We start from the raw sequence: 26441 nt of genomic DNA on the forward strand, positions 1-26441 counted from the left end.
TCAAGGATCGGATGCTCCTGCCTTTGGCCATCACGACCGCCCTGCAGGGCAACTTTTCTATCTTACATCTTCCCGGCTTGTTGTCAACTCGGCGTTTCAGTCGCTCTGCGAACAGAGTCATGCTGAGCACGAGTGACACCAGGAGGAGGTCATCCAACCGAGACTTGAAACGATAACATCGAAATGTTCTCGCTTTTGGCTGGGGATTGTCCCCGCTTGAGGCCGAGAAGCTCTTCCGCTTCCCGCACCTTTGGGGTGACGAGTGATTACTCTACGTGTGTCTCGGGATCGTGGCAAATTGCGCTTGCATCCCGGGCGTGTCGCCCGGAAAGACGCGGTTTTCGCCAGCCGGGGCGAAACGGCCACGTCGACCGGTCATTGCGCGATACCCGTTCCCGCGCACCAGGACAGGTCGAATCCGGGCTGTGTACCGACGACCTTCCCCGTGCGGGCTTCGACGACCTCGATCTGCGGACCGTTCGGCATCGGCGCGTTCGCGTACCCGTCGAAGCCGGCATCGGCGAAGTCGGGGACCACGACGACCGCGACGTACTCCGCGTTCGGGCTCGCACACAACGACCAGACCACCGCACCCGGCTCCGGCGTGTAGAGCACGGCCGTCGCCCCGTCCTTGATCGCCAACACCCGTTGCTGCGTCGTCCCCGCGGCACGGTCGTAGTCCGCGTAGATGCGAGCGGACAAGGATTCCGTGAGGGCGACGAGCTGACCGGGGATCTCGGTGGGTGCAACCGAGGGGAGCACGAACGGCTCGCTCTTCCCCGTGGCGAGGTCGAGCACCACCACGCCGTCGATCTGTTCGATGACGACCTTGGTGGTTCCCGGGATGTAGCTCGAGATCAGGGCAGCGCGACCGAGGAGCACCGGAGCGGTGGTCGCAGCCGGATCGAGCAACTCCAGCGAGTTGTCCACCGTCCGCACGAGCATCGACGACGTGCGCGGCACGAACGACCACTCGGCCGCCTCGGCCGCGGCTCCGTCGATCCCGCCCACCCGTTCCGGGCCCGTCGGCTTCCCAGAGCGCAGTTCGAACGAGTACAGCGTCAGGTTGTCGCCGCCGTCCCGACCGAACGACTGCTCCGTGAAGAGGAACCCGACGCGACTCTGTGCGGGAGCCGTCTGCAAGGAGGTGATCATGCCCCCCATGGGGAGCTTCACCTCCTGGGTGGCGCCGTCCCTCGTGTCCACCACGACGATGCGACCCAGCCCGCTCGAGTCCTGCTCCACCACGATGAGCGAATCCCCGATCGTCGCGAACTCCTGGATCTTCGCCGCACGGTAGACCGTCTGTCGCTCCCCGCCGTCGAGCGCGAGTCGCATGATCCGGTCCTCGGGCTTCTTCCCCGCCGAACCACCCTGCTTCGCCTCACCCCGGACAAGCGAGAAGCCCTCGACCGGTGGCGTCGAGAACGACGTCGTCAGCTTCGCCGACGGCCCCCCGCCAGGCGCGGTCACACCGTCGACGGTGATCCGGTAGTCGGTCCCGTAGGCGAGCGGCTCCGGGAAGACCAGGGTGATCCCGCCGTCGCCGGTACTGACGTCGAAGTCCGCCGCCGGCTCGACGCTGACCCGATCCGCCCCGAGATCGGCGATCGGCTGGTTGACGGCCATGACGACGCGCTGACCGCGCGACTCGACGAGACCGGTCGGATCGACCACGGTGCGCACGAGCTTCGGCCCCTGCGTGAGACCGACGACGGCGGCGCCGCCACCGATGACGACGAGCGCGACGAGCACGATCGCGACCAGCCGGCCGAAGCCGCTCACCTCTGCGTCCACCCGCGTCGATCGACCGCGCACGGCGGAACGGCGATCAGTAGTCATAGGGGTCCGCCGGCTCCTCGACCTTGTCGACCTTCGCCGTGCCGACCACCAGCGGGTGGGTGGCGTCGCCGGCGGTCAGCGTCCCCGAGACCTCGACCCAGTCGCCGGCTTTCAGCTGCTGGGACCACCCGTCGAGCTCCACCGGGACCCCGACCGGCTGCGCGTCGACGGCACAACAGTTCACGACGAACCGCGAGACGTAGAAGACGCCCGCCGCGTCCGGATCGGCGATCACGAAACCGACGCCGGTGAACGCGCGCCCCTCGAGGTCGGCGGGCCGGGTGGTCTGGCGCAACAGGGTCGCCCAGTCCTTGATGCCGAAGGTGCTGAAGTCCGGGTTCGAGGTGAGGACCGTCTGCGCATCCTGTCCCTGCACCTCGCCGGCGAGCGTGCCGGAGTTCACGGAGCGCTGATCCGCCGTCGCGACCGACAGCGTGGACGGCGGGAGCACGACCATCGAACCCACCACGGCGAGGCTGCCCACCACCGAAGCGAGCTGCAGCACCGTGCGACCACGGCGCTTCGGGACCGCCTCCGTGTCGACGTGGACGAGGACGCTCACGATGCCGAGCGCCACCGCGATGAGCGCCATGATGACCGTGAACACGAAGTAGCGCGGGTGGATGTAGAGACCGAGGCGGTCGGTCATCGCGAGCCAGAGGATGCAGACCGCGGCGGTGACGAGGAGCAGGACGCCCCACCATCGTTGTCGCAGACGCTCGAGCAGGGAGACCCGTCGGGGGTCCACCCCCGCCGGGCCTCGGCTCTGCGGGTGGTCGTGGGTCGCGGTCTGATCAGGCAAGGGCGTTCACTCCGAATCCGAGGGCCGCCGAGAACAGCACGGCGACCGCGGTGATGATCACGAGGGTCCTGGTCGTGTAGGTCGTGCGCATGAGCGCGAGCATCTTGACGTCGACGACAGGGCCGAGGACGAGGAAGGCGACGATGGAACCGGGCATGAAGGTCGAGCCGAAGGACAGCACGAAGAAGGCGTCGACGTTCGAGCAGATCGACACGATGACGGCCAGCGTCATCATGGCGAGCACCGACCACACCGGGTTCGCGCCGAGCGTGACCAGCACCTCCCTCGGCACGAGTACCTGGACGGCGCCCGCGACCGCGGAACCGATCAGCAGCGCCGGCATGATCGCGCGCGCTTCGGCGACGAACTGCTGCAGGCTGCGTTCGACGCGCGTGTGCTCGTGCCCGTGCTGCTCCGTCACCTCGCAGCTGGCCTGGAAGGTCGGGGTGAGCAGCGAGCTCGGGTCCGGATGCTTGCTGAACAGCCAACCGATGAGGTTCGCGAGCAGGAATCCGCCGACGAGACGGGCGACGAGGATGCCGCCGTCCCAACCGAAGGCCTGATGCGTCGTCACGATGACGATCGGGTTGAGGATCGGTGCGGCGAGCAGGAAGGTGATCGACTCCGGCACCGTGAATCCGCGCACGATGAGCCCTCGGGCGAGCGGGACGTTGCCGCACTCGCACACCGGGAGGAACATGCCGAGGAGCGAGATGCAGGCACGACGGAGGATGGGCTGCGACGGAAGCCACCGCTCGAGCCAGCCGTCCGGCAACCAGATCTGCACGAGGATCGACAGCACGATCCCGAGGACGACGAACGGCAGGGACTCCACCACGACGCTGAGGGTCAGGGTGACGAAGTCCCGGACGGCCGTCGGCGGGGTGAGGGCCTCGCCGAGCGGCATGAGTGCCCGGAGGACGAAGAGCCCCACGACCACCGCGAGCGCGGCCCCGATCAGGAGCGGGGTGCGGATGTTCCGCGGATCGCGGCCCTCCGTGCGTCCCCAGTGCTCGGCACCGTCGTCGTCGGGTGCGGTCCAGTCGTCGTCGACCCCGAGGGTGCCGGTCGTCCTGCTCACTGCGGCCTCACGCGCGCTGGGCCGCCGCCGAGCAGTTCGCGCAGAGGCCGAAGACGTCGACGACGTGCTTGGCCTCGGTGAACCCGTGCTGTGATGCGACCGAGCGCGCCCACGCCTCGACCTCGTCGGCCTCGATCTCGATCGTGAGACCGCAGTTGCGACAGATGAGGTGGTGGTGGTGGGTACCCGGCGTGCAGGCGCGGTAGAGGTTCTCGCCGTCCGGCGACTGCAGTGAGTCGGCCTCGCCCTCGACGGCGAGGTCGGACAGGGCGCGGTAGACGGTGGCGAGCCCGATCGGCGAGCCGGTGTCGCGGAGTTCGGCGTGCAGCCCCTGAGCGCTCACGAATCCGTCGTTGCCGCCGAGGGCCTCGCGGACAGCTTCACGCTGCCAGGTGTTGCGCTTCGCCACGGGTGCTCCTGCCTGTCGCTTCAAGGGTACCCGGGAACCACTTGGAGGACGCTCCGAAGGGGCGCGGTGCATCCCTGGCGTGCCGTTCACCGTCACGGCGCGACCTCGACGCGGTCACCGATCGGGCCGACCTCGCTGCGATCGCGACCTCGACGGGACACCCTGGCCCGGCTCCGCGAACCGCGCGAACCGAGGATGCGGCAGACGAGGTAGATCAGGAAGGAGATCGTCGTGATGTACGGGCTGATGGGCAGCGACCCGCCGATGGCGAGCAGGATGCCGCCGACGGCCGACACGAAGCCGAAGAGCATGCTCAACAGCGGCACGAGCAACGGCGACGAGGAGACCCTGAGCGCGGCGGCGGCGGGCGTCACGAGCAGCGCGAGCACGAGCAGCGCTCCGATGATCTGCACCGACACCGCGACCGTGAGCCCGAGCAGGACCATGAAGGCGAGCGACACGAACCGGCTCGGCACCCCGCGCGCCGCTGCGACGTCCGGGTCGAGGCTGTCGAAGCTCAACGGCCGCCAGAGCACGAGGAGCGCGACCAGGACGACGATGCTGATGACGATGAGCAGCCCGAGCTGCGGGTCGTCGACGGAGACGATCTGCCCGGTCAGGAGGCCGAACTTGTTCGCACTGCGGCCGGGATAGAGGGCGAGGAAGAGGATCCCCAGCCCGAGGCCGAAGGGCATGAGCACGCCGATGATCGAGTTGCGGTCGCGAGCCTTCGCGCCGAGCAGCCCGATGAGGATCGCGGCGACGAGCGAACCCGCGAGCGACCCGACGACGACGTTGGCGCCGAACAGCAGCGCTCCGGCGGCACCGGCGAACGACAGCTCGCTGATGCCGTGCACCGCGAACGCCATGTCGCGTTGCATGACGAAGACACCGATCAGCCCTCCGACGATGCCGAGCACCGCGCCCGCGATGATCGAGTTCTGCACGAGCTCGAGCAGCGCGCCGTAGTCCTGGAAGTTGAAGAGCCGTCCCCAGAGGTCGTCGGCGTTCATGCGCCCACCCCCACGGCGCCGGTGCGCGGATCCTCGTCGTGATGGTGATGGTGGGTCTCGCTGTCGGGGATGCCGACGACGACGACGCGTCCGTGACTGCGCAGCACGTCGACCGGTGTGCCGTACAGCTCGGAGAGCACGTCGCTCCGCAGGACCTCGTCCGGCGTCCCCTCCCGGAAGCTGCCGCCGGCGAGGTACAGGATGCGGTCCACCATGTGGAGCACCGGGTTCACGTCGTGCGTCACGAACACCACCGCGGTGTCGTGCTCCCGGCGGCGGCGGTCGATGAGTTCGCTGACACCGCGCTGGTGCTGGAGGTCGAGGCTGAGGAGCGGCTCGTCGCAGAGCAGCAGGATCGGGTCGTCCGCGAGCGCCTGGGCGACGCGGAGCCGCTGCTGCTCGCCGCCGGACAGCGTGCCGACCGGTCCGTCGGCGTACGAGCTCGCGCCGACCGACGCGATGAGTTCGTCGACCCGGCGCCTCGTCGCGGCGGAGCGGATGGGCAGCCCGAAGCGGTGACCGTCGACGCCGAGCGCGACGAGGTCGCGGCCACGCATCGGTGTGCCCGCTGGGATGAGCTTCTGCTGCGGGATGTACCCGATGCGGCGGTCTCCGCGGTGCACCGGTCCGCCGGCGACGCTGATCGTCCCTCGGTCGAGCTGCTGCTGCCCGAGGATGGTCCGCAGCAGACTCGTCTTCCCGGAGCCGTTCGGACCGAGCACCGCGAGGAACTCACCCGGACGCACGGAGAGGTCGAGACCGTTCCAGAGGGTGCGTCCGCCGAAACCGAGCTCGGCCCCGGCGAGCGCGAGGACGTCGACGGGGCCGGATGAATCCGTGGATCCGCTCGTCATCGACCCAGGGCGTCCGCCACGGCGTCGACGTTCTCGGTCATCCACGAGAGGTAGTCCTTGCCGTCCGGGAGGGTCTCGGTGAATGACAGCACCGGCACGCCTGCGTTCTCCGCGGCGGTCTTGACCTGCTCGGTCTCCGCGCCGCTCGTCTGCTCATTGTAGGCAAGCAGGGCGACGGTTCCGCTGCCGAAGAGGTCGAGCGTCTCCTTGAGCACGGTCGGGGAGACGTCCGTGCCCTCCTCGATGGCCTCGCTGAAGGCGTCCGGCGTGCGGTTCTTCAGGCCGGCGGCCTCGAGCAGGTAGAGCGGGACGGGCTCGGTGATCGCAACGCCCTCGCCGTCGTGCGCGGTCTTGATGGCGGCCTGCGCGGACTCGATCGTGGCGAGCGAGTCGGTGAATGACTTCGCGTTGGCCGTGTAGGTGTCGGCGTTGGCGCTGTCGAGCTCGCCGAGCTCCTTGGCCAGCTCGTCGGCGAGCTTCGCCATCGTGGGCAGGCTGTACCAGACGTGCTCGTTGAAGCCCTCGATGTGGTCGTGGCCGTCCTCGTCGGCGTGGGCCTCGTCGGTGTGCGCCGCTTCCGTGTGCTCCTCGTCGGCGTGGTCGTCGTCCGGGGCGAGACCCGACAGGTCGACGACGTTCACGACCTCGACGGAGGTGTTCTCCGCGGCGTCGAGGAGGGTGTCGACGAAGGGGTCGTAGCCGCCACCGTTCTCGATGACGACGTCCGCGTTCTTGATGGAGAGCTGATCCTGCGTGCTCGCCTCGTAGGAGTGCGGGTCCTGGGCGGCCGAGGTGATCAGTGACGTGACCTCCACGTCCTTCCCGCCGATCTTCGAGGCGATGTCGCCGTAGACGTTGGTGGAGGCGACGATGCTGATCTTGCCGTCGTCGGTCGAGCTCGCGGCGGGGCTGCCGGAGCAGCCCGCGAGGACGAGGGCGGCTGCCGGGAGGACGGCGAGAGCCGGGAGCAGGGTGCGAGCGCGCATTGATGAACCTTCTCGATCGGGGTGAGAGCCCCAACGCTACGCCTATTGATACTGATTCTCAAAATCGTCCATCGGAGTCTCAGGGACCGGGTGGTCCGACACCAGAGGACTCAGTCGAGCAGCAGCGCCGGCTCCTCGATGATCGAGGCCACATCGGCCAGGAAGCGGCTCGCCACATCGCCGTCGACGACCCGGTGGTCGAAGGACGCACCGAGCGTCGTGACGAAGCGACTGCGCACCTCACCGTCGACGACCCACGGCTTCTGCTTGATCGTGCCGAGTGCCACGATGCCCACCTCGCCCGGGTTGAGGATCGGGGTTCCCGTGTCCATACCGAAGACGCCGATGTTGGTCACCGTGATCGTGCCGTTCTGCTGATCGGCCGGTGGCGTCTTCCCGTCGCGAGCGGTGAGCGTCAGGGTCTCGAGGGCCCGTGCGAGCTCGAGCAGGCTCATCGCCTGCGCCTCCTTGACGTTCGGCACGATGAGCCCGCGAGGGGTCGCGGCGGCCACGCCGAGGTTGACGTAGTGGCGGACGATGATCTCCTGGTCCGTCCACTCACTGTTGACGGTCGGGTTGCGCCGCACCGCCCAGATCATCGCCTTCGCCATGATGAGGAGTGGCGAGACCTTGACACCCGCGAAGTCCGTCGAGTTCTTGAGGCGCTTGACGAACTCCATCGTGCGGGTCGCATCGACGTCGACGAAGAGGGAGACGTGCGGCGCGGTGAACGCGCTCCGCGTCATGGCGGTCGCGATCGCCTTGCGGACGCCCTTCACGGGGATCCGCTCCTCGCGCTCGTCCGCCCACTCCGGCGTCTCGATGTTGCGGAAGACGCTCGCCTGGCTGGCCTCGCGGATGACGTCGTCGCGGGTGATCTCGCCCGCGAGTCCCGTGCCCTCGATCGTCGTGAGGTCGACCTCGAGGTCCTTCGCCAGCTTCCGGATCGGCGGCTTCGCGATGACGGGCAGTGCCGAAGCGGCCGGGATGCTCGTCGGCGGCTGACGGCGGACGGGCGGCGTCGGGGTGACGGCAGGGCTCGCCGGCTCGATCACCGGGGTTGCACCGCGTCCACGTCGACGACTGGACGTCGCGCCGGCGCTGCCGTACCCGACGAGCACGGCGCCAGGGCGCGGTTCTTCGGCCGGGGAGACGCTCGCAGCGGTGTCCGCGGCCAGGGTGGCGGCCTCCGACTCGGTCGCTCCGGCGGGGGCGGGGGCGGTCGACTCGGCGGGTGCCGCGGCGTCACCCGAGGTCACGCTGATGATCGGCGTCCCGACGTCGACGGTCTGTCCCTCGTCGACCAGCAGCGCGCCGACGGTGCCTGCGAACGGCGACGGGAGTTCGACGAGCGACTTCGCGGTCTCGATCTCGACCAGCACCTGGTTCACCGACACGGTGTCGCCGGGCGCGACCTTCCAAGCGACGATCTCGGCCTCGGTCAGGCCCTCGCCGACGTCCGGCAGTTCGAACTGGAGATCACTCATCGTGGTTCCTCGTCTTCCTTCGATGTTCAGTAGGCCAACGAGCGGTCGACCGCCTCGAGGATGCGGTCGGCATCCGGGAGGTAGACGCCTTCGAGCTTCGCCGGCGGGAACGGGGTGTCGAACCCGGACACCCGCAGGACGGGTGCCTCGAGCGAATAGAACGCACGCTCGGTGACCGTGGCCGCGACCTCCGAGCCGACGCTCGTGAAACCGGGCGCCTCCTGCACGTAGACCAGCCGGCCGGTGCGACGGACGGACTCGACGAGCGGGTCGTAGTCGACGGGTGACAGCGATCGCATGTCGACGACCTCGACGCTCGTCCCCTCGGCTGCGGCGAGTTCGGCGGCCTGGAGCATGACACTCACGATGGCACCGTGGCCGGCCAGCGTGACCTCCGTGCCGGTGCGGACGACGCGGCTGCCGTGGAGCGGGGCGGCCGAGCCGTCGAGGTCGACCTCGCCCTTCGGCCAGTAGCGGCTCTTCGGCTCGAGGAAGACGACGGGGTCGTTCGACGCGATCGCCTCCTGGATCATCCAGTACGCGTCGTTCGGCGTCGACGGGCTCACGACCCGGAGGCCGGCCGTGTGGGCGAAGTAGGCTTCCGGGCTCTCCTGGTGGTGTTCCACCGCACCGATGTGCCCGCCGTACGGGATCCGGATGACGACGGGCATCTGCAGCTTGCCCTCGTGACGATTGGTCAGCTTGGCGAGCTGCGTCGTGATCTGGTTGAAGGCCGGGAACACGAATCCGTCGAACTGGATCTCGCACACGGGCCGGTAGCCGCGCATCGCGAGTCCGATCGCCGTCCCGACGATGCCGGACTCCGCGAGCGGGGTGTCGAGGACGCGGTCGCCGCCGAACTCGGCGTGCAGCCCCTCCGTGACGCGGAAGACACCGCCGAGCGGGCCGATGTCCTCGCCCATGAGCAGGACCTTGTCGTTCTCGGTCATCGCCTTGCGGAGACCGGCGTTCAGCGCCTTCGCCATCGGCATGGTGGTGATCGTCATGCGTTGCCCCCTTCGAGCGAGGCCTCGTAGCGTTCGAGCCAAGCCTGCTGCTCGGCCATCAGCGGGTGCGGTTCGGAGTAGACACCGTCGAAGATGAGCCCGCGGCCCGGTGCTTCGAGGGCCAGGGTCCTGACGCGGGTGTCCTCGGCGAGGGCAGCGGCCTCCTCGTCGACCTCGGCGAAGAACGCGTCGGACGCGCCGAGCCCTCGCAGGTACGTCTTGAACCGGATGATCGGGTCGCGGGCGATCCACGACTGCAGCTCGTCGTCCGTCCGGTACTTGGTCGGGTCGTCGCTCGTCGTGTGCGCGCCGATGCGGTAGGTCATCGCCTCGATGAGGCTCGGACCACGGCCGGCGCGGGCGTCGTCGAGGTGCTTCGCCGCCGCGGCATAGCTCGCCAGGACGTCGTTGCCGTCGATGCGGACGCTGTCCAGGCCGAAGCCCGCCGCGCGCTGGTACAACGGTTCGCGCGCCTGACGCGAGACGGGGACGGAGATCGCCCACTGGTTGTTCTGGAGGAAGAACACCTGCGGGGTCTGGTAGCTGGCGGCGTAGATGTACGCCTCGTTCGCGTCGCCCTCCGAGCTCGAGCCGTCGCCGAAGTAGACGAGGACCGCGGCGTCCCGCTCGGGGTCGCCGGTACCGACGACCTTGTCGAAGGTCATGCCCATGGCGTAGCCGGTGGCGTGCAGCGTCTGAGCGGCGAGCACCAGCGTGTACAGGTGCATGTTGCCGTTCGACGGGTCTGCCGGGTCCCAGCCACCGTGGGTGTTGCCGCGCATGAGTCGCACGATGTCGATGGGATCGACGCCGCGGATCATGGCGACGACGTGCTCCCGATAGGAGGGGAAGATGTGGTCCTGCGCGCGCGCCGCCCGGGCGGAACCGACCTGCGCGGCCTCCTGGCCGTGGGACGGCGGCCACAACGCCATCTGTCCCTGACGCTGCAGGTTCGTCGCCTCGATGTCGAAGGCGCGGACGTTCGCCATGTCTCGGTAGAACTGCTGCAGATCGGTCTCGGTGAGGCGATCGACGAACGGTTGGTATCGCTCCGCGTGCTCGTTCGGCGCGAAGGTGCCGGCGGCGTCGATGAACTGGACGCTGGGCACGGTGGGGTCGTCTCCGGAACGGCTCATCGTGAGCGCACTCCCTCTCGTGTCGGGTGGTCGGCCGGCAGTGCGGCGAGGATCTCGGCGGTCGCGGCGAGGAGCGGCTCGATCGACTCCGCCTCGCCGATGGAGATGCGGACGCCGTCGCCGGGGAAGGCGCGTCCCACGATGCCGTGGGCGAGGAAGACCTCGTTCGCCGCTGCAGCGTGTGATCCGAGGCCGAACCAGACGAAGTTGCCCTGGGCCTCGGGGATGAACCAGCCCTGCTCGCGCAGCGCCTCGGCGAGCGCGTCGCGTCGTTCGGTGATGACGGCGACGCGCGCACGGATGTCGTCGGCGTTCGCGAGTCCGGCGATGGCCGCCTGCTGTGCGGGGGCCGTGCTCGAGAGCGGGATGGCTGCGTTGCGGGCGCCGTCGAGGACGAGCTCGTGACCGATCGCCCAGCCGACGCGGAGGCCGGCGAGTCCGTAGGCCTTGGAGAAGGTGCGGAGCACGACGAGGTTCGGGTGGGCGTCGAGGAGCGGGATCCCGTTGACGGCGTCGTCGTCGGTGACGAACTCGCGGTAGGCCTCGTCGAGGAGGACGAGGACGTCGGAGGGGACCGCACGGAGGAACGTCTCGAAGGCTTCGCGTCCGACGACGGTGCCCGTCGGGTTGTTCGGAGTGCAGACGATGACGACCCGGGTGCGGTCGGTGACGGCGGCGGCGATCGCGGCGAGGTCGTGGGAGCCGTCGGCCCGGTTCGGGACGGGGACGGAGGTGGCGCCGGCGACGGTGACGAGACCCGGGTAGGCCTCGAAGGACCGCCAGGCGAAGACGACCTCGTCGCCCGGACCCGCGGTCGCGGTGATGAACTGGCTGAGCAGCGCGACCGAACCGGCACCGATGTGGATGCGTTCGGGCGTCACGCCGTTGGCTTCGGCGAGCGCCGTGCGCAGCGCCAGGGCCGCACCGTCGGGGTAGCGGTGGGCGTGCGCCGCGGTGTCGGTGATCGCCGTGAGGACGGCGTCGAGCGGCGGGAACGGGACCTCGTTGCTGGAGAGCTTGAACGCGTCGGGTGCTGCGGGCTTGCCCTGGCGGTAGGGCGGCAGATCGGCGATCTCGGGGCGGAGACGGACCGGGCTCCGGCCCGGCTGAGCGGCCGGCTGGGCGGTGGTAGGCGGGTTCTCACTCACCCGACGAGTCTAGGGCGCGACGGATACCCGCGGCGGAATGCAGTGCGCTTGCCCAGACCGGCCCTGTCGTGGGCGCTACGGGAGTGGGAGGATGGCCCCCATGGGACGTTTTCTGCTGAACCTGCTCGCCAACGCCTTCGCCATCTGGGTCACGACCCTGCTGGTCTCGGGCGTGCACATGACCCCCTACGCGCCGGGCGGCACGCTCGAGATCGTCCTCACCTATGCGCTGGTCGCGCTGATCTTCGCGATCGTCAACACGATCATCGGCTCGGTCATCAAGGTGCTCGCCTTCCCGCTGTACATCCTGACGCTCGGGTTGATCGGCCTGCTCATCAACGGCCTCCTCCTGCTCATCACCGCGGGCATCAGCGGCTGGTTCGGATTCGGCCTGAGCGTCGACGGGTTCTGGTGGGGTGTCCTCGGCGCGATCGTCATCTCCATCGTGAACTGGCTGCTCGGCATCATCATCCGCCCGAAGAAGCGCGACTGACGGACGCTGACGCCCCGGTCACGGCAGGACCTTGTCCGCCCGGTACTGGTGGACCTCACCGGTGGCCGTGAGCCCGGAGAGCGGATCGATCGCCGGCGCGAGCCGTTCCTCGGAGGACTGATCGATGAGGCGTGCCGTCTCGCGGTAGCGATCGAGGTTGTGCGCAGGGAGCGGGTCGTCGCCGGGAGGCGGCGTGCCGCCGTCGTACAAGGACCGCTGGACGACGGTACCTCCGTTGAGCGAGTCGCGCCGTTCACCGGAGACCGCCGGGATGACGTCCTCGGTATGTTCGACATGGGTGCGTGCGAGGTCGTCATCGAACTCGAACGATTCGACGGGTGACCCGAACGTGACGAGGGTGGAGTCGAAGAGGCCGCTGGCGGCGATGCCGGAAGCCACGATGCCCCCTTGGGAGTAGCCGACGTGGAGCACGGAGGCGCCCTCGGGGATACCTGCGAGCCGCATGGCCTGCAGCGTCGCCTCCAGGCTCTCGGCATCCGTGTGGGCGACGGCGGTCACATTGCTGCGATTGTCCCAGGGCTCCGTCGACGACTCGGGGAAGCCTGCCTCGATCGTCCCGCCCGTCCAGACGATCCATTGGTCGGCTCCTGAAGCGTCCTGGTAGCGCTCGATGCGGATCTGCGGAGAATCGGCACCGCCGTGGGGGATGCGCTCGACCAGTTCCTCGTAGGTGGCCGGAGGGGCGGGTCGCTGCTCCGCCCCCTTGGTCTTCACCTCGACCGCCTGGACCGGGGCAGGCGTGAACACACCGGCGTACTGGGCAACGCTGGCCACAACCGATGCGGCGAACGCGACACCGGTGATCCCCTGCTCGCGCAGGCGATTGGCGTCGAGCATGACCGGGAGGCCGAACAACCCGATGAGGAACTCGTCGGATCCCGAGACCACGCCGCGCACGAGGGCGACGAACGCGGGTGACGAGACCAGCTCGCGCATCGACCGAGCCGAGGCCTCGTCGATGTCCTCCACGGCCTCCGACGAGAAGAGCCCGACGATCGCACGGAACGCTGTCCTGATGAGCGCGACCTCCCCGACGGCGGCCAGGATCGCGAGCGGGATCAGCGGCGAGGCGCCCATGGCCCACCCGGCGACGCCCCCGGCGAAGGTGAACAGCGCTTGGACCTGCCGCTCGATCTGTCCGTAGTTCTCCGCTGTGAGGATCAGGTTCCCTCCCAACCGCGTCGCATCCTCACCCGCATGGCGGAGGTGGGCGGCTGCCCGCGCCGCCGCCTCACTCCCCGCCCTGGCGTCGGCTTGGGGGACGACGGATGGACCGAGAGGCACGCGGGAGAAGTCATCGGTCGACACGGACTCGGCGCGGTCCGCCCAGCTCGCGCACGCATCGCCGAGTTCCAGGAGCAGGGCGGCGAAGAGGAGGTGCTCCTCCGTGTCCACCGCCACGACGCCGCCGCCGCGGATGGTGATGTCGTCGCTCATGCCCCACCCCCATCGATCATGGACGACGCCGCCCCACGGGCACTTCTCAGCCCCTCATCGAGTGCCGAGGCCGCCTCACGGAGCACGCTGGTGAGTTCGTCCGCGGACCAGGAGAACTGCGTTGCCGCCGATCCGACCCACTCCTGACCAGCGCGCGCCTGCATGAACCGGAAGAGCTCCGTGTTCAATCCGAACAGCACGTCCTCGAGACATCGAGCTCGCCCTTCAAGGACCGCGGTCGCGTCCTCCGCCCCGCGATCGACACTGCACATGGTCTCCGTGACGTCTCCCATCGGGGACCTCCTCTCCGCCCGGACGGCTGCCGGCGCTGTCGTCGACTCTGCCGAACCGATCGAGCGGCCATGCCGGCGCGACCTCGCGTTGTGGAGCGGCCGTGCCGGCGGCGAGGTGTGGAGGAGTCTGACGGGAACAGTTCGACGGCCCGGGCGCGGTCGGCCAGAATAGACGCATGAACACCCTCGGGGAGGCCGACCCCGGCACCACCCCGTTCCGCGTGTGCTTCGTCTGCGCGGGCAACATCTGTCGATCCCCGATGGCGGAGAGCGTGTTCACCGACCTCGTCGCGGCCGCCGGTCTGGAACAGCTCGTCGAGGTCTCCTCCGCGGGCACCGGCGACTGGCACGTCGGCGAGCACGCCGACCACCGGACCGTCGCCGCCCTCCGGGCCCACGGCCACGACGCCACCGCCCACCGCGCCAAGCAGTTCGACCCCGACCGCTTCCACAGCTACGACCTCGTCGTCGCGCTCGATCGCAGCCACGAACGCATCCTCCGCGCCTGGGCGAGCGACGACGCCGACCGCTCCAAGGTGCATCTGCTGCTGAGCTTCGACAACACCGCCGGAACGCGCGACGTCCCCGACCCCTACTACTCGGACGAGCAGATGTTCGAAACCGTCCTCGGCATGATCGACCACGCCTGCCGATCCCTCTTCCACCAGCTCGAACCAGCACTGACCCAGGGAGCCACCCCATGACCGAATTCCCCGCCCAGCCGCTCAGCCCGCTCGACGGCCGCTACCGCCCCGCCGTCACGGCGCTCGGCGAATACCTCTCGGAGGCCGGCCTCAACCGCGCTCGCGTGCAGGTCGAGGTGGAGTGGCTCATCTACCTCACCGAGCACTCGATGTTCGGGTCCGCCCCGCTCTCGCCGGTCGAGGTCGAGCGCCTCCGCGCCCTCTACCTGGAGTTCGGTCAGGCCGACATCGACTGGCTGGCCGAGAAGGAAGCCGTCACGCGCCACGACGTGAAGGCCGTCGAGTACCTCGTGCGCCACCGCCTGTCCGAACTGGGACTCGACCGCATCGCCGAACTCACCCACATCGCCTGCACGAGCGAGGACATCAACAACCTCTCCTACGCGCTCACCGTGTCACAGGCCGTCCAGTCCATCTGGCTGCCGAAGCTCCGGCTCGTGCTCGACGCCCTCCGCACCAAGGCCGTCGACTTCCGCGCCGTCCCCATGCTCGCCCGCACGCACGGCCAGCCCGCGACCCCGACGACGATGGGCCGCGAACTCGCCGTCACCGTCTACCGGCTCGAGCGCATCGCCCGGCAGATCGAGGCGAACGAGTACCTCGGCAAGTTCTCCGGCGCCACCGGCACCTTCGCCGCACACGTGGTCGCCGACCCCGAAGCCGACTGGCCCACCATCTCCCGGGAGTTCGTCGAGGGTCTCGGGCTCGACTGGAACCCGCTGACGACGCAGATCGAGTCCCACGACTGGCAGGCGGAGCTCTACGGCAAGATCTCCCACGCGAACCGCGTGCTCCACAACCTCGCCACGGACATCTGGACCTACATCTCCATCGGCTACTTCCGCCAGATCCCCGTCGCCGGAGCCACCGGCTCGTCGACCATGCCGCACAAGGTGAACCCGATCCGCTTCGAGAACGCCGAGGCGAACCTCGAACTGTCGAGCGCGATCCTGGACTCCCTCGCCGCGACGCTCGTCACCTCCCGCCTGCAGCGCGACCTCACCGACTCGAGCGCCCAGCGCAACATCGGCGTCGGGTTCGGCCACTCCCTGCTGGCCCTCGACAACATCCTCGGCGGGCTCGGCCAGATCGACCTCGCGGAAGACGTGCTCGCGAACGACCTCGACCACAACTGGGAGGTGCTCGCCGAAGCTATCCAGACGGTCATCCGCGCCGAAGTGACCGCCGGTCGCTCGAGCATCGAGGACCCGTACGCGCTGCTCAAGGAACTCACCCGCGGGAAGCGGCTCGGCCAGGCGGAACTCGTCGAGTTCGTCGGCCGACTCGACATCGGGGACGCCGCCAAGCAGCGTCTGCTGGAGCTCACCCCGGCGACGTACCTCGGACTGTCCGACGACCTCGTGGACTACCTGCCGTAGGACACTCCGACAGGCTCGGCGACGGGAGACCGGGCGCCGAGCCTGTCGCGGGGACCGGGAGGGCCGGATCAGGGAGCGGAGTCGGTTCAGGGAGCGGGCGCGCCCTTCGACAAGCTCAGGGACCAGACGGGCTGGGCCGGCGGCGGGTCAGTGGCCGGAGGGCCGCGGCGGACGCTTGTCGTCGCCGTCCTGCTCGTCGAGGTCGAGCTTCTCCTGGAAGTCGGGCTTCACGGCCAGCGCCAGCATCGCCAGCACGACGAGCGAGGCGATGAACGCGATGCCGAGACCGATCAGCGACAGGACGATCTCGCGGGTGGACATCAGGACGACGACGCCCGTGAAGACGCCCATCACGCCCGAGAGCACGAGGAGTTCGATGGGACGCAGGACGTCGTCTCGGTTGGGCTTGCTCATGATGCGGCTCCAACCGTGCCGTTGGTGTCGTCGGAGGCCGGGGCGACAGCCGGGCGGTTGCCCGCCCACCGCAGCGAGAGCCCGCCGATGACGAGGTAGACGCCGATGATGGCGGCGTAAGCCCCGACGAGGCCGACGACGACGATGTCCGCACGGAGGACACCTTCGACACCTCCCGGGGCGGCGAAACGCTGCTCGAGGCCAGGCGGGACGAGGAGCGTCGCGAGGGCCAGCAGCACGGTGAAGGCGCCGACAGCCGTCCAGTCCTTCGCCGCAGCGAGGCGTCCGCGCCAACGGATGCCGCTGTACAACTCGAGGAACCCGGTCAGCGCGGCCCACAGGGTGACGACGTAGAGGAAGATGCTCAGGCCACCGCCGCTGACCATGAGCGCGAACACGCCCGTGACGACGCCGATCACGCCCTGGCCGAGGAAGAACGCCCGGGTGACGGTGTCGGAGAAGTTCGGGAAGGCGAACACCGCGACGATCGCACCGGAGAGCAGCGCGAAGACGCCGAAGACGATCAGCCCGAACTGCGAGGAGTGACCCTGCGTGAAGGTGACGACCCCGGCCGTGGCGAGCGCGACCACCGCGCGCAGGATCGGGACCATCCAGTACCGATCGTGCTTGGCGCCGTCGAACGGGATGCTGGGCACGGTGAACGTCTCATCTCTTGCAGGAAGTCCCCTCCAGCTTACGCGGTCCTGCGTGCGGTGCCGACCGGGGTCAGGGTCCCCTGGGTGGGACCGGCAAGCCCGCCGCGAGTTCCGCGAAGACCGCCGCGGCGTCGGCCCGGTCGCGCGTCAGGAGCGCCGCCTGACCTGACCAGAACCCCTGGAGCTCGGCGAGGCCACGCTCGGACGCGACGGTGCGGAACCGGCCGGTCAGCCAGTTCTGGATCGGGAACGGACCGATGACGCCCGACGCCTCGATCTGGCGCAGCACGCGGTTGGGGATGCCCCGGCCGAGCCGACCGCTCATCGCCCGCGTCAGCACCGTGCCGTCAGCCGGTGTCGACACGATGGCCGCACGATGCTCGTCGGTCGCGGCGGAGACACCCGTTCGGAGGAAGGCGGTGCCGACCTGGACGCCGGACGCACCGAGCGCGTGCGCGGCGGCGACACCGCGCCGGTCGGCGATGCCACCGGCCGCGATCACCGGGACGTCCAGAGCGTCGACGAGCTGCGGGATCAGGGCGACGAGGCCGACGAGCGAATCCTCGGCCGGGCGCAGGAACGAGACACGGTGCCCGCCGGCCTCCATCCCGGTGCCGACGACGACATCGACGCCGCCCTCCTGCAGGGCGAGTCCTTCGGCGACCGTGGTCGCCGTCCCGACCACGGCGATCCCCCGCTCGTGCGCGGCGTCCACCACGGGACGGGGCGGGACGCCGAAGACGAAGCTCACCACGGCGGGTCGCGCCTCCAGGACCGCGTCGATCTGCTCGTCGAACGGCGGGGTGTATCGCGTCGGACGCACCGGCTCCTCGAGCGACAGCTCGTCGAACACGGGCCGGAGGGCGGCGACCGCGGCCTGGAAGGCGTCGTCGGAGCCCTCGGGCACCGCCTCGTCCCCCGTCGGCAGCCACAGGTTCAGGGCGAAGGGCGCGTCGGTCCGCCGGCGGAGTTCGGCGGCCGTCCGCTCGATGCGCTCGGCGTCGTAGCCGTAGAGCCCGAAGGAACCGAGGCCACCCAGGTCGCTCACGGTCGCGGTGAGCTCGATGGAGGACAGTCCGCCGAACGCACCGAGCACGATCGGGACGTCGACAGGGAGGGTGAGCACGCCCTCAGTATGTCGCCCGCCACTTGTGGGCGAAACCGGATTGCAACACGATGGACATCGAACAGATCACTTTGAGCTGTTTACTGGACACATCCGCCCGCCCCACTCGAGGAGTACCACCGCCATGACCCTGACCGTCGCCGGACTGCAGCACCACGGCGTCCTCGGAGACGTCGAGGCGAACCTCGCCCTCATCGCCGACGCCGCTCGACACGCATCGGATCGTGGCGTGGATCTGCTCGTCACCCCCGAGATGTTCGTCACCGGGTACAACCTCGGCGACCGGCTGGCCCCGCTCGCCACGCCGGAGCTGGTCGACCGGGTCGCCTCGATCGCCGTGGAGGTCGGCATCGCGATCCTCGCCGGCCTCCCCGAGCCCGTCCCGAGCGGCGGCGTCGCGAACGCGCTCGTCCTCATCGACGCCGACGGCACGGAGCTGCTCCGGTATCGGAAGACGCACCTGTTCGGCGACCTCGACCGGCACCTCTTCGTCGCCGGCGACACCCTGCCGCCGATCGTCGAGCTGAACGGCGTCCGCATCGCCGTGCTCATCTGTTACGACGTCGAGTTCCCCGAGACCGTCCGCGCAGCCGCCCTCGACGGCGCCGACGTCGTGATCGTCCCGACCGCACAGATGGAGCCGTACGCGCACATCGCCGAACGCCTCATCCCGGTGCGCGCCTGGGAGAACCAGACCCCCCTCGTCTACGTCAACCGTGTCGGGTCCGAAGGCGACCTCACCTACGTCGGCCGCAGCAGCATCGTCGGCCCGGACGGCGTCGTCCTCGACGCCCTCGACGCGGACTCCACCGGCCTCATGATCGCCACGATCGATCCGGAGGCCACCAGGCGCGCCAGGCAGGAGAACCCCTACCTCGCCGACCGCCGTGCCGAGCTGTACTGAACGACCCCGTCCGCTCCCCCTCCCGAGTCCCCCGACTCCCCCGGAAAGTGACCTCATGACCGTCAACCCCATCGCCGAACCGCGCCAGCGCCTCGACGGCCAACTCGGCACCGGTTCCATCGTCTTCATGGTGATCGCCGCCGCCGCACCCCTCACCGTCATCGGCGGCAACGTCCCCATCGCGATCGGCACCGGCAACGGCGCCGGGGCCCCGATCGGCTTCGCGCTCGCCGCCGTCATCCTCCTCGTCTTCTCCGTCGGCTTCGTGACCATGACGCCGTTCGTCCGCGAGGCCGGCGCGTTCTTCTCCTACGTCACGGCCGGACTCGGCTCACGACTCGGCCTCGGCTCCGCGTTCACGGCACTCGTCGCCTATACGGCGATCCAGGTCGGTGTCTACGGCTACATGGGGTGGGCACTCGACGACCTCGTCACCTTCTTCGGCGGCCCGAGCCTGCCCTGGTGGCTGTACTCCTTCGCGACCATGGCGATCGTCGCCCTGCTCGGATACCGCCACATCGACCTGAGCGCGAAGGTGCTCGGCATCGCTCTGACCCTCGAGATCCTCGTGGTCGTCGTGCTCGACGTCGTCATCTTCGCGACCGGCGGCGCGGACGGCATCGCGGTCGAGACCTTCGACCCGTCCAACATCTTCACCGGCGGGATCGGCGTGGCCGTCCTCTTCGCACTGACCGGCTTCATCGGCTTCGAAGCCACAGCCGTCTTCCGGGACGAGGCACGCACCCCGGAACGCACCATCCCGCGGGCCACCTACCTGGCCGTGATCATCATCGGCGTCTTCTACGCGATCTCGTGCTGGGCCCTCGTGACGGGCATCGGCGCAGGGAACGCCGTCGCCGTCGCCCAGCAGACGCTCGCCGGCGAAGGCAACCTCCTGCTCGACACGACGACCACCTACCTCGGCCCGATCATGCGCGACGTCGTCCAGGTCCTGCTCATCACCAGCCTGTTCGCGTGCGTCCTCTCCTTCCACAACGTCATCGCGCGCTACCAGTTCACGCTCGCGCAGAAGTCGGTGCTGCCCGCCCGCCTCGGTCGACGCCACCAGGCACACCACTCACCCTCGACCTCCTCGATCGTGCAGACGGTGACGGCGGCCATCGTCCTCGCCGCGCTCGCGCTCGCCGGCCTCGACCCGCTCGTCGGGGTCTTCGGCTCCATGGCCGGGGTGGCGACCGTCGGGATGGTGCTGCTGATGCTGACGACCTCGATCGCCGTCCTCGTCTTCTTCGCGCGCCGACCTGAGCTCGTCGCCGGCCGCGCCTGGGGTGCACGGGTGTTCCCGATCCTCGCGGTGGTGGGTCTCGCCTTCGCGCTGTGGCTCGTCCTCTCGAACTTCACCCTCGTCACGGGTGGAAGCGTCGCCGTGAGCGTCGTCCTCGCCCTCATCCCCGTGGTCGCGATGCTGGTCGGTATCGTGATGGGGAAGCGGTTCCCCTTGGACACCGAGCCGGACGGCGCGACGACGACGGCCAGCGCCGAGCAGCCGACCGCGAGCTGACGTACCGCCACCGGCGGGTACCACACGAGACGAGGGCGACATGGATCTGGGTTCACCCTCGCTCGGAGCGATCCGGCGCACGACCGCCGTGGACACCGTCCGCGCGCGCATCTCGCTGGCGCTCGAACTCGGGATGCTGGTGCCCGGTCAGCGGCTCCCGGCTCCCGAGGAGGCGGCTCGGGCGTTCGGTGTCAGCGAGATGTCGGTGCGGCGCGCGTACCGGGCGTTGAGCGAGGAGGGCGTCGTCGTCCGGCGGCAGGGCAACACGGGTGGAACGTTCATCGCGGATGCGCCGACGGTGGGCACCGTGCCCGAGATCGCCGCGTACCGCGAGGACGCCGTCCACGTGCATGCGCTCATCGACCAGCGGGCGACGCTCGAGGCCGGGCTGGCGGCGCTTGCTGCCGCCGAGCCGGAGGTGGCGTCGATACGTCGGCTCGACGAACTCGTGGCGGCCATGCGGACCGAGCCCGACTGGAGCCGGTTCCGCGAGGCGGACGCGGCCTTCCATGCCGAGCTGGCCGCGTCTGCAGGCGTGCCGGGAGCGGCGGAGCTCCACGACCGGGTGTCCCGCGAGCTGTACTCCTACTTCATCCCCTATCGGATCGAGTACCTCCGCGCGTCGAACGAGGAGCACGCCCTGCTCGTCGACGCCCTCCGCCGCGGCGACGTGGCTGCCGCGAGCCGCCTCGCCTCCGAGCACGTCGCCGAGCTCCACCGATCGATGTACGTCGGCCTCGGGGACCGCACCCACAGCACTCGGTGACGGGGTCGCGGTTCCGCTCAAATATCCGACATGCGTTGTACTAAGGCATAGTGGTGACGGGTTCACACCCGCCGCGAAGGAGCTGAGCATGATCGACAAGACCTCCATACAGGACTTCCCGCCGATGACGGCCTCGCTGCTGGCGGACAACTCCGGCGTGTTCCGCGTGGGCACCGCCGAGCGATACCTCTCCGCCACCGACGCCGGAACGGCCCGCCGTCAGCTCGTCGAACTGATGCAGGCCGAGGCCAGGACCTCCGGTCGGCCGATCCGGGTGACGGTGACCGATCCCACGAGCGTCACCGTGCTGCTGGTCGGGGTCGACGGCGAACTGCAGGAGGAACCGCAGTCGGTGGCACCCGCCCGGGGCGGCACACCTGCCGCGCCCGCGCCGCCCATGCCGAGTCGTCGGGTGACGCTGATCCAGGCTCCACCCGGGGTGCCCGCGCAGGCCGGACCCGCCACGACACCGCCACCCGCACCCGCGCGCGTCCCCGAGCAGTCGGCGCCGGCGCAGCCCGTCCCACCCCAGCGGCCGGCCGTGCAGCAACCGACGCTCGACGGTCCGCCGTTCCAGCCGATCCGGAGCCAGCCGGGCGCGCCACAGCCCAGCGCGCCACAGCCGAGCCCGCCGCAGCCGATGTCGGCTCAGCGCTCCGTCCCCACCCAGCAGGCCACGCCGACCACGCCGACGCAACGCCAGCCGGTCCCCGCGCAGCCGTCGCCACAGCTCCAGCCTCCCGTCGCCCCGCAGCAGCCCGCAGCCGGGCAGCCAGCCGCGCCGACCGCCCGTCGGGACCTGCGTGACGCACCCTCGTTCCTCGCACCGCCGACCATCGGTCCGGCCCAGCACGGACTCGCCGGCCTGCTCAACAAGCTCGGGTTCTCCGTGCCGCCGTCCGCGAACGAGCGGGCCGAACGTGACGACGTCAACGCCGTGTCGCGCCACTTCCCGAGACGCCGCACCATCGCCGTCGCCAACCAGAAGGGCGGCGCGAACAAGACGCCCACGGTCGTCAACCTGTCGTCGGTGTTCGCCCGCTACGGCGGTGGCGGTGTCGCCGCGTGGGACAACAACGAGACCATGGGCACGCTCGGCTGGCGGACCGAGCACGGCGGACACGACTCGACCGTGCTCGACCTCCTCGCCGCGGCCGGCGACCTCCTCTCCCCCGGGGCGGAGCGCGCCGACCTGTCCCGCTTCGTGCACCACCAGCCCGGCGACAAGTACGAGGTCCTCCGTTCCGCGGCCGACGGCGAACATGTCGTGACCGCCGACGAGGTCGACCTCGTCCACCGCGTCCTCGCCAAGTACTACCGGTTGATCGTGATGGACTCGGGCAACTCCGCCGGCGCCCCCAACTGGCGGCGCATGGTGGACCTCACCGACCAGCTCGTCATCCCCACCACGACCGTCGAGGACAAGAAGGAGGGCGCGCGGCTCACCCTCACCGCCGTCAGCCGGGTGAGCGAACGAGGTGCGGAACTCGCGCGCAACGCCGTCGTCATCGTCTCCGAAGCCGAGGCGAAGGATACCTCCATCGCCAACGCCTACGCCGAGGACTTCCGCCCATACGTCCGCGATGTCGTCGTCGTGCCGTTCGACCCCGCCTTGAAGAACGGGGTCATCCGCCACGACGCCCTCCGCTCGAACACCCAGCGCGCGTGGCTCGCCGCGGCGGCCGCCGTATCCCGCGGACTCTGACCCGCCGCCTGGACCCCGTGCAGGAGCGGACGACGTGATCACCCGGGCGGCGGCTCTCGGCCGATACCTCACCACCCGACGCGGACTCGTCCGGCCGGAGGACGCGGGCCTCCCCCAGGAGGACGGCCGACGGGTGAGCGGCCTCCGGCGCATCGAGGTGGCGGCACTCGCCGACGTCAGTGCCGACTACTACCTCCGCCTCGAGCAGGGACGGGACCAGCGCCCGTCGGAAGCGGTGCTCGCGGGCATCGGACGCGCCCTCCAGCTGGACGAGCACGCCATGGACTACCTCTTCCGGCTCGCCTACGACGTCGACCTCTTCCCGGCCGATCACCTGCCGTCCGAATCCCACCAGCCGTCATCCGCCGAGCGGCCGGTGCCCGACACGACGCTCCTCGACCACTGGTCCGACACGGGTGCCTACATCACGGACGGCAACCGGGACATCGTCGCGTCCAACACCCTTGCCCGGCGCGTGGGCGGCGGCCTTCTCGACGTCGGCCAGAACGACGTGCTCGGGTACTTCGACGACCGGATCCGGGCCGTCACCCCGGAGTGGGAGGCGTACGCCCCGAACGTCGTCGCAGCGCTCCGCTACAGCAGCGATCCGAGCAGCCCACGCCTGCAGGAGATCGTCGACGAGCTGACCCGCCGCAGTCCCCTGTTCACGCGCCTGTGGGCCCGACACGACGCCCGGCCGCTCGCCGGCGCCCCACTCCGGGCCTCGATCGACGACCTCGGCACCGTCGAACTGCAGTACCAGCACCTCGTCGTCCCCGACTGGCCGGGACATCAGCTGACGACGATCTTCGCCGAACCGGGGACGCCGGGTTCCGCCGTGCTCGCCTACCTCGCCGTCCGAGGCGACTGACCACCGCCGATCGCCACCGATCGACCCGACGCACGGACGTCGACGCTCGATCGATCCGTGTCCTCCGGGGGCTGGCCGACCGTGGCACCAAGGCCTACCGTTGAGCCATGATCGCGAACGAGGGCGTCCGAGCACGCCGGGACCGGGTCAAGGACTTCATCGCCTCCTGGCGTGAGGTGCCCGTGGTGCTCTGCGACCGCACGCTCGACGTCATCGAGGCCAACCCTGCGGCGTCACGACTGTCACCGGCGTTCCAAGCCGGCGTCAACCTGGCCCGGTTCGCCTTCCTCTCACCCGACCGCGTGGCGGAGGATGCCGGCTGGAACCGCATGTCCGCGACGACGGCGGTGCTCCTCAAGCGCTCCGTCGACGAGCACGACACCGATCGTGCCTCGGCACGGATCATCGGTGAGCTCTCGGCGATGTCGCGCGACTTCGCCCGCACCTGGGCCGCCCCGGAGGAACCGGTGGAGACCTCCGGGCCCATCCACTTCCCGACAGCGGTCGGCGACATCGAGATGGTCTACAACCTGCTGAGCGCACCCGGCCCGGAGGGCGACCTCCTGATGGTGTTCGTCCCGTCCGGACCGGCATCGCGCGCGGCGTTGCGACGACTCTCCGCCGACGTCCTCGGCGACGACCCGGTGTCGCCGAGCGATCCGGTGTCCGCCCCCTGAGCAGCCTCACCGGCGGCGAGGTAGGCGATCGCCGCCGCAGCCGCTGAACCGCGCTCACCGAAGAACACCGTGAGGAACTGGTCGGTCTGCGGGACCTCGAAGGTCTGCGACCGGAAGTCGACCCAGCCGAGCGGCTCGATGAACGTGCGCGTCCGCTTGGACGTCTGCGGTTTGACGAGGTGCTCGGCCCAGATGGTCCGGAACACCGGATGCCTCGCCGACAGCATGCCGACGATCTCCTGCAGGCGCGGATCGTCCGGTCGCCCGTAGTAGCGCAGCGGTGCGGTGAGATCGCGCAGGGTCCCCTCCCACTCCCGGTGGATGCGGTCGTACTCCGGCGCTTCGGGCGGGGTGCTCGCCCGGAAGTCGGCGTACTGCTCGAACGCGGACACGAGCAGGTTGACCCCCGGGTCGAGCATGCCGGCGGGGACCCACGCCCGGGCGAGCGGGTTCGCCGCGAGGACGTACTGGTTGCGGTCGCTCACGTAAGCCGGCGTGGCCGACCAGTGCGTGAGCAACCGGGCGACCCGTTCGTCCACCGTGAACGCGCGCTCGTCGACCGCTCGGATGAACGGCCTCGGACTGACGAGGCGGAGCAGGTACCGTCGCCCGTTGTCGTCGAGCAGCAACGCCCTGGCGAGACCCAGCAACACCTGTTCGGAGGGCCGATGCACGCGCCCCTGCTCGATCCGCAGGTAGTACTCCGGACTGATGCTGGCCAGCTGGGCGACCTCCTCGCGGCGCAACCCGGGCACTCGACGGCTGGCTCCGCCACGGATCCCGACCTGTTCGGGCTGCACGACCTCTCGGCGAGCGCGCAGGAACTCGCCGAGCGCATTCGAGAACCGAGCTGAGGGCATCACCACGTCCGTCTGAGAGAGCGTATGGAGTCGAAGCCCATCATCGCCGATCCCGGGTCGACCGATGGATCCGTTCCCGGTCCGTTCTGGGCTGTTTCTGGACATGTCGGCCTGGTCCAGGCCGACTCGCGATCATGGCCCTGCGCGTCCCACCCGGGTTCCGCGGACCGTCACTATCGTGGTCGCATGGTTGGGCCCGAACCGTCCGGACAGCTCCCGCGGGACCTGGTGGACCTCGTCGACGCCTGGTCCGCGGTTCCGGCGTTCCTCCACGACCGGCACTTCACCGTGCTCCATGCGAACCGGCTTGCGCGGTCGCTGTCGGTCGCGTTCCGTCCGGGGGCCAACCTGCTGCGATCGACCTTCCTCAGACCGGAGGTCCTCCGGGCGAGCCCCGAACCCGAGCTCGTCACCGACCACGTCGTCGGCGCGCTGCGCAGCTCGCTCGGCACGCATGAGTGGGACGACGTGTTCGAGCGCCTCGTCGATGAACTCCGCGCCGGCAACCGGGGTTTCGCGCGGGCTTGGGTCGACCTCGATCCCGGGGCCGAACCGGGTGCCGCGGAGACCTTCACCTTCACCCTCGCCGAGGTGGGTCCGCTCGAACTGCGGTACCTGCAGTTGCAGGTCCCCGAGCACTTCGGGCTGAGCCTGGTGATCTGGCGGGCCTGCGACGAGGAGTCCGAAGTGCTGCTCGCGCGCCTCGCCGCACGGGTGTCGGACGAGGCCCAACCGGACGCGGACTGATCCGTCCGGAACCCGTGTCGGACGAGGTTCCGACGTCCGCAGGAAGCCACCACCGCCGGCTGCTGGTCTGCTGGAGGGCATCGGCCCAGCGCCGCGGCAAC

The 26441-nt window shown here is 69.7% G+C and carries 26 protein-coding genes and 1 pseudogene; 10 read left to right on the forward strand and 17 right to left on the reverse strand.

Annotated elements, in window-relative coordinates; all coding sequences use genetic code 11:
- Window positions 1-375: 375 nt before the first annotated feature.
- The 11 genes from QRN26_RS02500 to QRN26_RS02550 all read right to left on the reverse strand — a co-directional run bounded on the left by QRN26_RS02500 (window position 376) and on the right by QRN26_RS02550 (window position 11765).
- Complete coding sequence (locus QRN26_RS02500; RefSeq protein WP_285035131.1) at window positions 376-1842, reverse strand: hypothetical protein; 1467 nt, start codon at window positions 1840-1842, stop codon at window positions 376-378.
- Window positions 1832-2644, reverse strand: coding sequence for a TIGR03943 family putative permease subunit (locus QRN26_RS02505; RefSeq protein WP_157580338.1), 813 nt, complete (start codon window positions 2642-2644; stop codon window positions 1832-1834). The genes QRN26_RS02500 and QRN26_RS02505 overlap by 11 nt, the downstream gene beginning before the upstream one ends.
- Window positions 2637-3725, reverse strand: a complete 1089-nt coding sequence (locus QRN26_RS02510; protein WP_369817199.1) for a permease — start codon at window positions 3723-3725, stop codon at window positions 2637-2639. Before QRN26_RS02510 ends, QRN26_RS02505 begins: the two co-directional genes overlap by 8 nt.
- 7 nt (window positions 3726-3732) lie before the next feature.
- Window positions 3733-4134: a Fur family transcriptional regulator gene (locus tag QRN26_RS02515; RefSeq protein WP_056010514.1), complete on the reverse strand. Its 402-nt coding sequence runs from the start codon at window positions 4132-4134 to the stop codon at window positions 3733-3735.
- 92 nt (window positions 4135-4226) lie between these two features.
- On the reverse strand, window positions 4227-5147 hold the full coding sequence (locus tag QRN26_RS02520; protein ID WP_285035133.1) for a metal ABC transporter permease: 921 nt from the start codon (window positions 5145-5147) through the stop codon (window positions 4227-4229).
- Window positions 5144-6001 carry a metal ABC transporter ATP-binding protein gene (locus QRN26_RS02525; RefSeq protein WP_056010509.1) on the reverse strand — a complete coding sequence of 286 codons (858 nt, stop codon included), beginning with the start codon at window positions 5999-6001 and terminating at the stop codon, window positions 5144-5146. Before QRN26_RS02525 ends, QRN26_RS02520 begins: the two co-directional genes overlap by 4 nt.
- A complete protein-coding gene (locus QRN26_RS02530) occupies window positions 5998-6987 on the reverse strand; it encodes a metal ABC transporter solute-binding protein, Zn/Mn family (protein ID WP_285035134.1) in 990 nt (329 codons plus the stop codon). The genes QRN26_RS02525 and QRN26_RS02530 overlap by 4 nt, the downstream gene beginning before the upstream one ends.
- 110 nt (window positions 6988-7097) lie before the next feature.
- A complete protein-coding gene (locus QRN26_RS02535; RefSeq protein WP_285035135.1) occupies window positions 7098-8474 on the reverse strand; it encodes a dihydrolipoamide acetyltransferase family protein in 1377 nt (458 codons plus the stop codon).
- Window positions 8475-8500: 26 nt separating this feature from the next.
- Entirely contained in the window at window positions 8501-9481 is a 981-nt protein-coding gene (locus QRN26_RS02540; protein ID WP_056010501.1) for an alpha-ketoacid dehydrogenase subunit beta, read from the reverse strand.
- Entirely contained in the window at window positions 9478-10617 is a 1140-nt protein-coding gene (locus tag QRN26_RS02545; protein WP_056780748.1) for a thiamine pyrophosphate-dependent enzyme, read from the reverse strand. The genes QRN26_RS02540 and QRN26_RS02545 overlap by 4 nt, the downstream gene beginning before the upstream one ends.
- Entirely contained in the window at window positions 10614-11765 is a 1152-nt protein-coding gene (locus QRN26_RS02550) for a histidinol-phosphate transaminase (RefSeq protein WP_285035137.1), read from the reverse strand. The genes QRN26_RS02545 and QRN26_RS02550 overlap by 4 nt, the downstream gene beginning before the upstream one ends.
- Before the next feature lie 100 nt (window positions 11766-11865).
- Here QRN26_RS02550 and QRN26_RS02555 point away from each other — a divergent pair, with 100 nt between their 5' ends.
- The gene (locus tag QRN26_RS02555) at window positions 11866-12258 is read left to right on the forward strand and encodes a phage holin family protein (protein ID WP_056010494.1); all 393 of its coding nucleotides are present in this window, start codon (window positions 11866-11868) and stop codon (window positions 12256-12258) included.
- 18 nt (window positions 12259-12276) lie between these two features.
- On the opposite strand, the gene QRN26_RS02560 is transcribed toward QRN26_RS02555, so the two are convergent.
- Together QRN26_RS02560 and QRN26_RS02565 are read right to left on the reverse strand one after the other, a co-directional pair.
- Window positions 12277-13716 carry a hypothetical protein gene (locus tag QRN26_RS02560; RefSeq protein ID WP_285035138.1) on the reverse strand — a complete coding sequence of 480 codons (1440 nt, stop codon included), beginning with the start codon at window positions 13714-13716 and terminating at the stop codon, window positions 12277-12279.
- The gene (locus tag QRN26_RS02565) at window positions 13713-14009 is read right to left on the reverse strand and encodes a hypothetical protein (protein WP_285035139.1); all 297 of its coding nucleotides are present in this window, start codon (window positions 14007-14009) and stop codon (window positions 13713-13715) included. The genes QRN26_RS02560 and QRN26_RS02565 overlap by 4 nt, the downstream gene beginning before the upstream one ends.
- A 176-nt stretch (window positions 14010-14185) precedes the next feature.
- Here QRN26_RS02565 and QRN26_RS02570 point away from each other — a divergent pair, with 176 nt between their 5' ends.
- Together QRN26_RS02570 and purB are read left to right on the forward strand one after the other, a co-directional pair.
- A complete protein-coding gene (locus QRN26_RS02570) occupies window positions 14186-14713 on the forward strand; it encodes a low molecular weight protein-tyrosine-phosphatase (RefSeq protein WP_056010486.1) in 528 nt (175 codons plus the stop codon).
- A complete protein-coding gene (gene purB / locus QRN26_RS02575) occupies window positions 14710-16092 on the forward strand; it encodes an adenylosuccinate lyase (RefSeq protein WP_056010483.1) in 1383 nt (460 codons plus the stop codon). Before QRN26_RS02570 ends, purB begins: the two co-directional genes overlap by 4 nt.
- Before the next feature lie 147 nt (window positions 16093-16239).
- On the opposite strand, the gene QRN26_RS02580 is transcribed toward purB, so the two are convergent.
- The 3 genes from QRN26_RS02580 to QRN26_RS02590 all read right to left on the reverse strand — a co-directional run bounded on the left by QRN26_RS02580 (window position 16240) and on the right by QRN26_RS02590 (window position 18288).
- Window positions 16240-16506 carry a hypothetical protein gene (locus QRN26_RS02580; RefSeq protein ID WP_056010480.1) on the reverse strand — a complete coding sequence of 89 codons (267 nt, stop codon included), beginning with the start codon at window positions 16504-16506 and terminating at the stop codon, window positions 16240-16242.
- A complete protein-coding gene (locus tag QRN26_RS02585; RefSeq protein ID WP_056010477.1) occupies window positions 16503-17162 on the reverse strand; it encodes a hypothetical protein in 660 nt (219 codons plus the stop codon). Before QRN26_RS02585 ends, QRN26_RS02580 begins: the two co-directional genes overlap by 4 nt.
- 70 nt (window positions 17163-17232) lie before the next feature.
- Window positions 17233-18288, reverse strand: a complete 1056-nt coding sequence (locus tag QRN26_RS02590) for an NAD(P)H-dependent flavin oxidoreductase (RefSeq protein ID WP_285035140.1) — start codon at window positions 18286-18288, stop codon at window positions 17233-17235.
- A 124-nt stretch (window positions 18289-18412) separates the two neighbouring features.
- Between QRN26_RS02590 and QRN26_RS02595 the strand changes: the two genes are divergently transcribed.
- From QRN26_RS02595 to QRN26_RS02620, 6 genes are all read left to right on the forward strand, one after another.
- Window positions 18413-19192 carry a carbon-nitrogen hydrolase family protein gene (locus QRN26_RS02595; RefSeq protein ID WP_285035141.1) on the forward strand — a complete coding sequence of 260 codons (780 nt, stop codon included), beginning with the start codon at window positions 18413-18415 and terminating at the stop codon, window positions 19190-19192.
- 55 nt (window positions 19193-19247) lie between these two features.
- Entirely contained in the window at window positions 19248-20714 is a 1467-nt protein-coding gene (locus tag QRN26_RS02600; protein ID WP_285035142.1) for an APC family permease, read from the forward strand.
- A gap of 40 nt (window positions 20715-20754) precedes the next feature.
- Window positions 20755-21480 (forward strand): FadR/GntR family transcriptional regulator, encoded by a 726-nt coding sequence (locus QRN26_RS02605; protein WP_056780730.1) that lies wholly within the window; start codon window positions 20755-20757, stop codon window positions 21478-21480.
- Between the two features lie 88 nt (window positions 21481-21568).
- Entirely contained in the window at window positions 21569-23185 is a 1617-nt protein-coding gene (locus QRN26_RS02610) for a MinD/ParA family ATP-binding protein (protein WP_285035143.1), read from the forward strand.
- Between the two features lie 34 nt (window positions 23186-23219).
- Window positions 23220-24056 (forward strand): helix-turn-helix transcriptional regulator, encoded by an 837-nt coding sequence (locus QRN26_RS02615; RefSeq protein WP_056780725.1) that lies wholly within the window; start codon window positions 23220-23222, stop codon window positions 24054-24056.
- 107 nt (window positions 24057-24163) lie between these two features.
- Window positions 24164-24733, forward strand: coding sequence for an MmyB family transcriptional regulator (locus tag QRN26_RS02620; protein WP_162235757.1), 570 nt, complete (start codon window positions 24164-24166; stop codon window positions 24731-24733).
- 38 nt (window positions 24734-24771) lie between these two features.
- Here QRN26_RS02620 and QRN26_RS02625 read toward each other — a convergent pair.
- Window positions 24772-25698: pseudogene (locus QRN26_RS02625) on the reverse strand (helix-turn-helix transcriptional regulator); the annotation flags it as partial.
- Between the two features lie 81 nt (window positions 25699-25779).
- Between QRN26_RS02625 and QRN26_RS02630 the strand changes: the two are divergent.
- Window positions 25780-26340, forward strand: coding sequence for an MmyB family transcriptional regulator (locus tag QRN26_RS02630; protein ID WP_285035146.1), 561 nt, complete (start codon window positions 25780-25782; stop codon window positions 26338-26340).
- The last annotated feature ends 101 nt before the right edge of the window (window positions 26341-26441 follow it).

It is taken from the genome of Plantibacter sp. ME-Dv--P-095 (assembly GCF_030209365.1).
Classification (GTDB): domain Bacteria; phylum Actinomycetota; class Actinomycetes; order Actinomycetales; family Microbacteriaceae; genus Plantibacter.

Excerpts from the sequence above, each read along its gene's own strand:
- QRN26_RS02540 (WP_056010501.1), bottom strand. The coding sequence starts at position 9,481 with ATGACGATCACCACCATGCCGATGGCGAAGGCGCTGAACGCCGGTCTC.
- QRN26_RS02595 (WP_285035141.1), top strand. The coding sequence starts at position 18,413 with ATGACCCTGACCGTCGCCGGACTGCAGCACCACGGCGTCCTCGGAGAC.
- QRN26_RS02580 (WP_056010480.1), bottom strand. The coding sequence starts at position 16,506 with ATGAGCAAGCCCAACCGAGACGACGTCCTGCGTCCCATCGAACTCCTC.
- QRN26_RS02525 (WP_056010509.1), bottom strand. The coding sequence starts at position 6,001 with ATGACGAGCGGATCCACGGATTCATCCGGCCCCGTCGACGTCCTCGCG.
- QRN26_RS02570 (WP_056010486.1), top strand. The coding sequence starts at position 14,186 with ATGAACACCCTCGGGGAGGCCGACCCCGGCACCACCCCGTTCCGCGTG.
- purB (WP_056010483.1), top strand. The coding sequence starts at position 14,710 with ATGACCGAATTCCCCGCCCAGCCGCTCAGCCCGCTCGACGGCCGCTAC.
- QRN26_RS02600 (WP_285035142.1), top strand. The coding sequence starts at position 19,248 with ATGACCGTCAACCCCATCGCCGAACCGCGCCAGCGCCTCGACGGCCAA.
- QRN26_RS02535 (WP_285035135.1), bottom strand. The coding sequence starts at position 8,474 with ATGAGTGATCTCCAGTTCGAACTGCCGGACGTCGGCGAGGGCCTGACC.
- QRN26_RS02545 (WP_056780748.1), bottom strand. The coding sequence starts at position 10,617 with ATGAGCCGTTCCGGAGACGACCCCACCGTGCCCAGCGTCCAGTTCATC.
- QRN26_RS02610 (WP_285035143.1), top strand. The coding sequence starts at position 21,569 with ATGATCGACAAGACCTCCATACAGGACTTCCCGCCGATGACGGCCTCG.
- QRN26_RS02500 (WP_285035131.1), bottom strand. The coding sequence starts at position 1,842 with ATGACTACTGATCGCCGTTCCGCCGTGCGCGGTCGATCGACGCGGGTG.
- QRN26_RS02520 (WP_285035133.1), bottom strand. The coding sequence starts at position 5,147 with ATGAACGCCGACGACCTCTGGGGACGGCTCTTCAACTTCCAGGACTAC.
- QRN26_RS02605 (WP_056780730.1), top strand. The coding sequence starts at position 20,755 with ATGGATCTGGGTTCACCCTCGCTCGGAGCGATCCGGCGCACGACCGCC.
- QRN26_RS02630 (WP_285035146.1), top strand. The coding sequence starts at position 25,780 with ATGGTTGGGCCCGAACCGTCCGGACAGCTCCCGCGGGACCTGGTGGAC.
- QRN26_RS02560 (WP_285035138.1), bottom strand. The coding sequence starts at position 13,716 with ATGAGCGACGACATCACCATCCGCGGCGGCGGCGTCGTGGCGGTGGAC.
- QRN26_RS02565 (WP_285035139.1), bottom strand. The coding sequence starts at position 14,009 with ATGGGAGACGTCACGGAGACCATGTGCAGTGTCGATCGCGGGGCGGAG.
- QRN26_RS02620 (WP_162235757.1), top strand. The coding sequence starts at position 24,164 with ATGATCGCGAACGAGGGCGTCCGAGCACGCCGGGACCGGGTCAAGGAC.
- QRN26_RS02530 (WP_285035134.1), bottom strand. The coding sequence starts at position 6,987 with ATGCGCGCTCGCACCCTGCTCCCGGCTCTCGCCGTCCTCCCGGCAGCC.
- QRN26_RS02555 (WP_056010494.1), top strand. The coding sequence starts at position 11,866 with ATGGGACGTTTTCTGCTGAACCTGCTCGCCAACGCCTTCGCCATCTGG.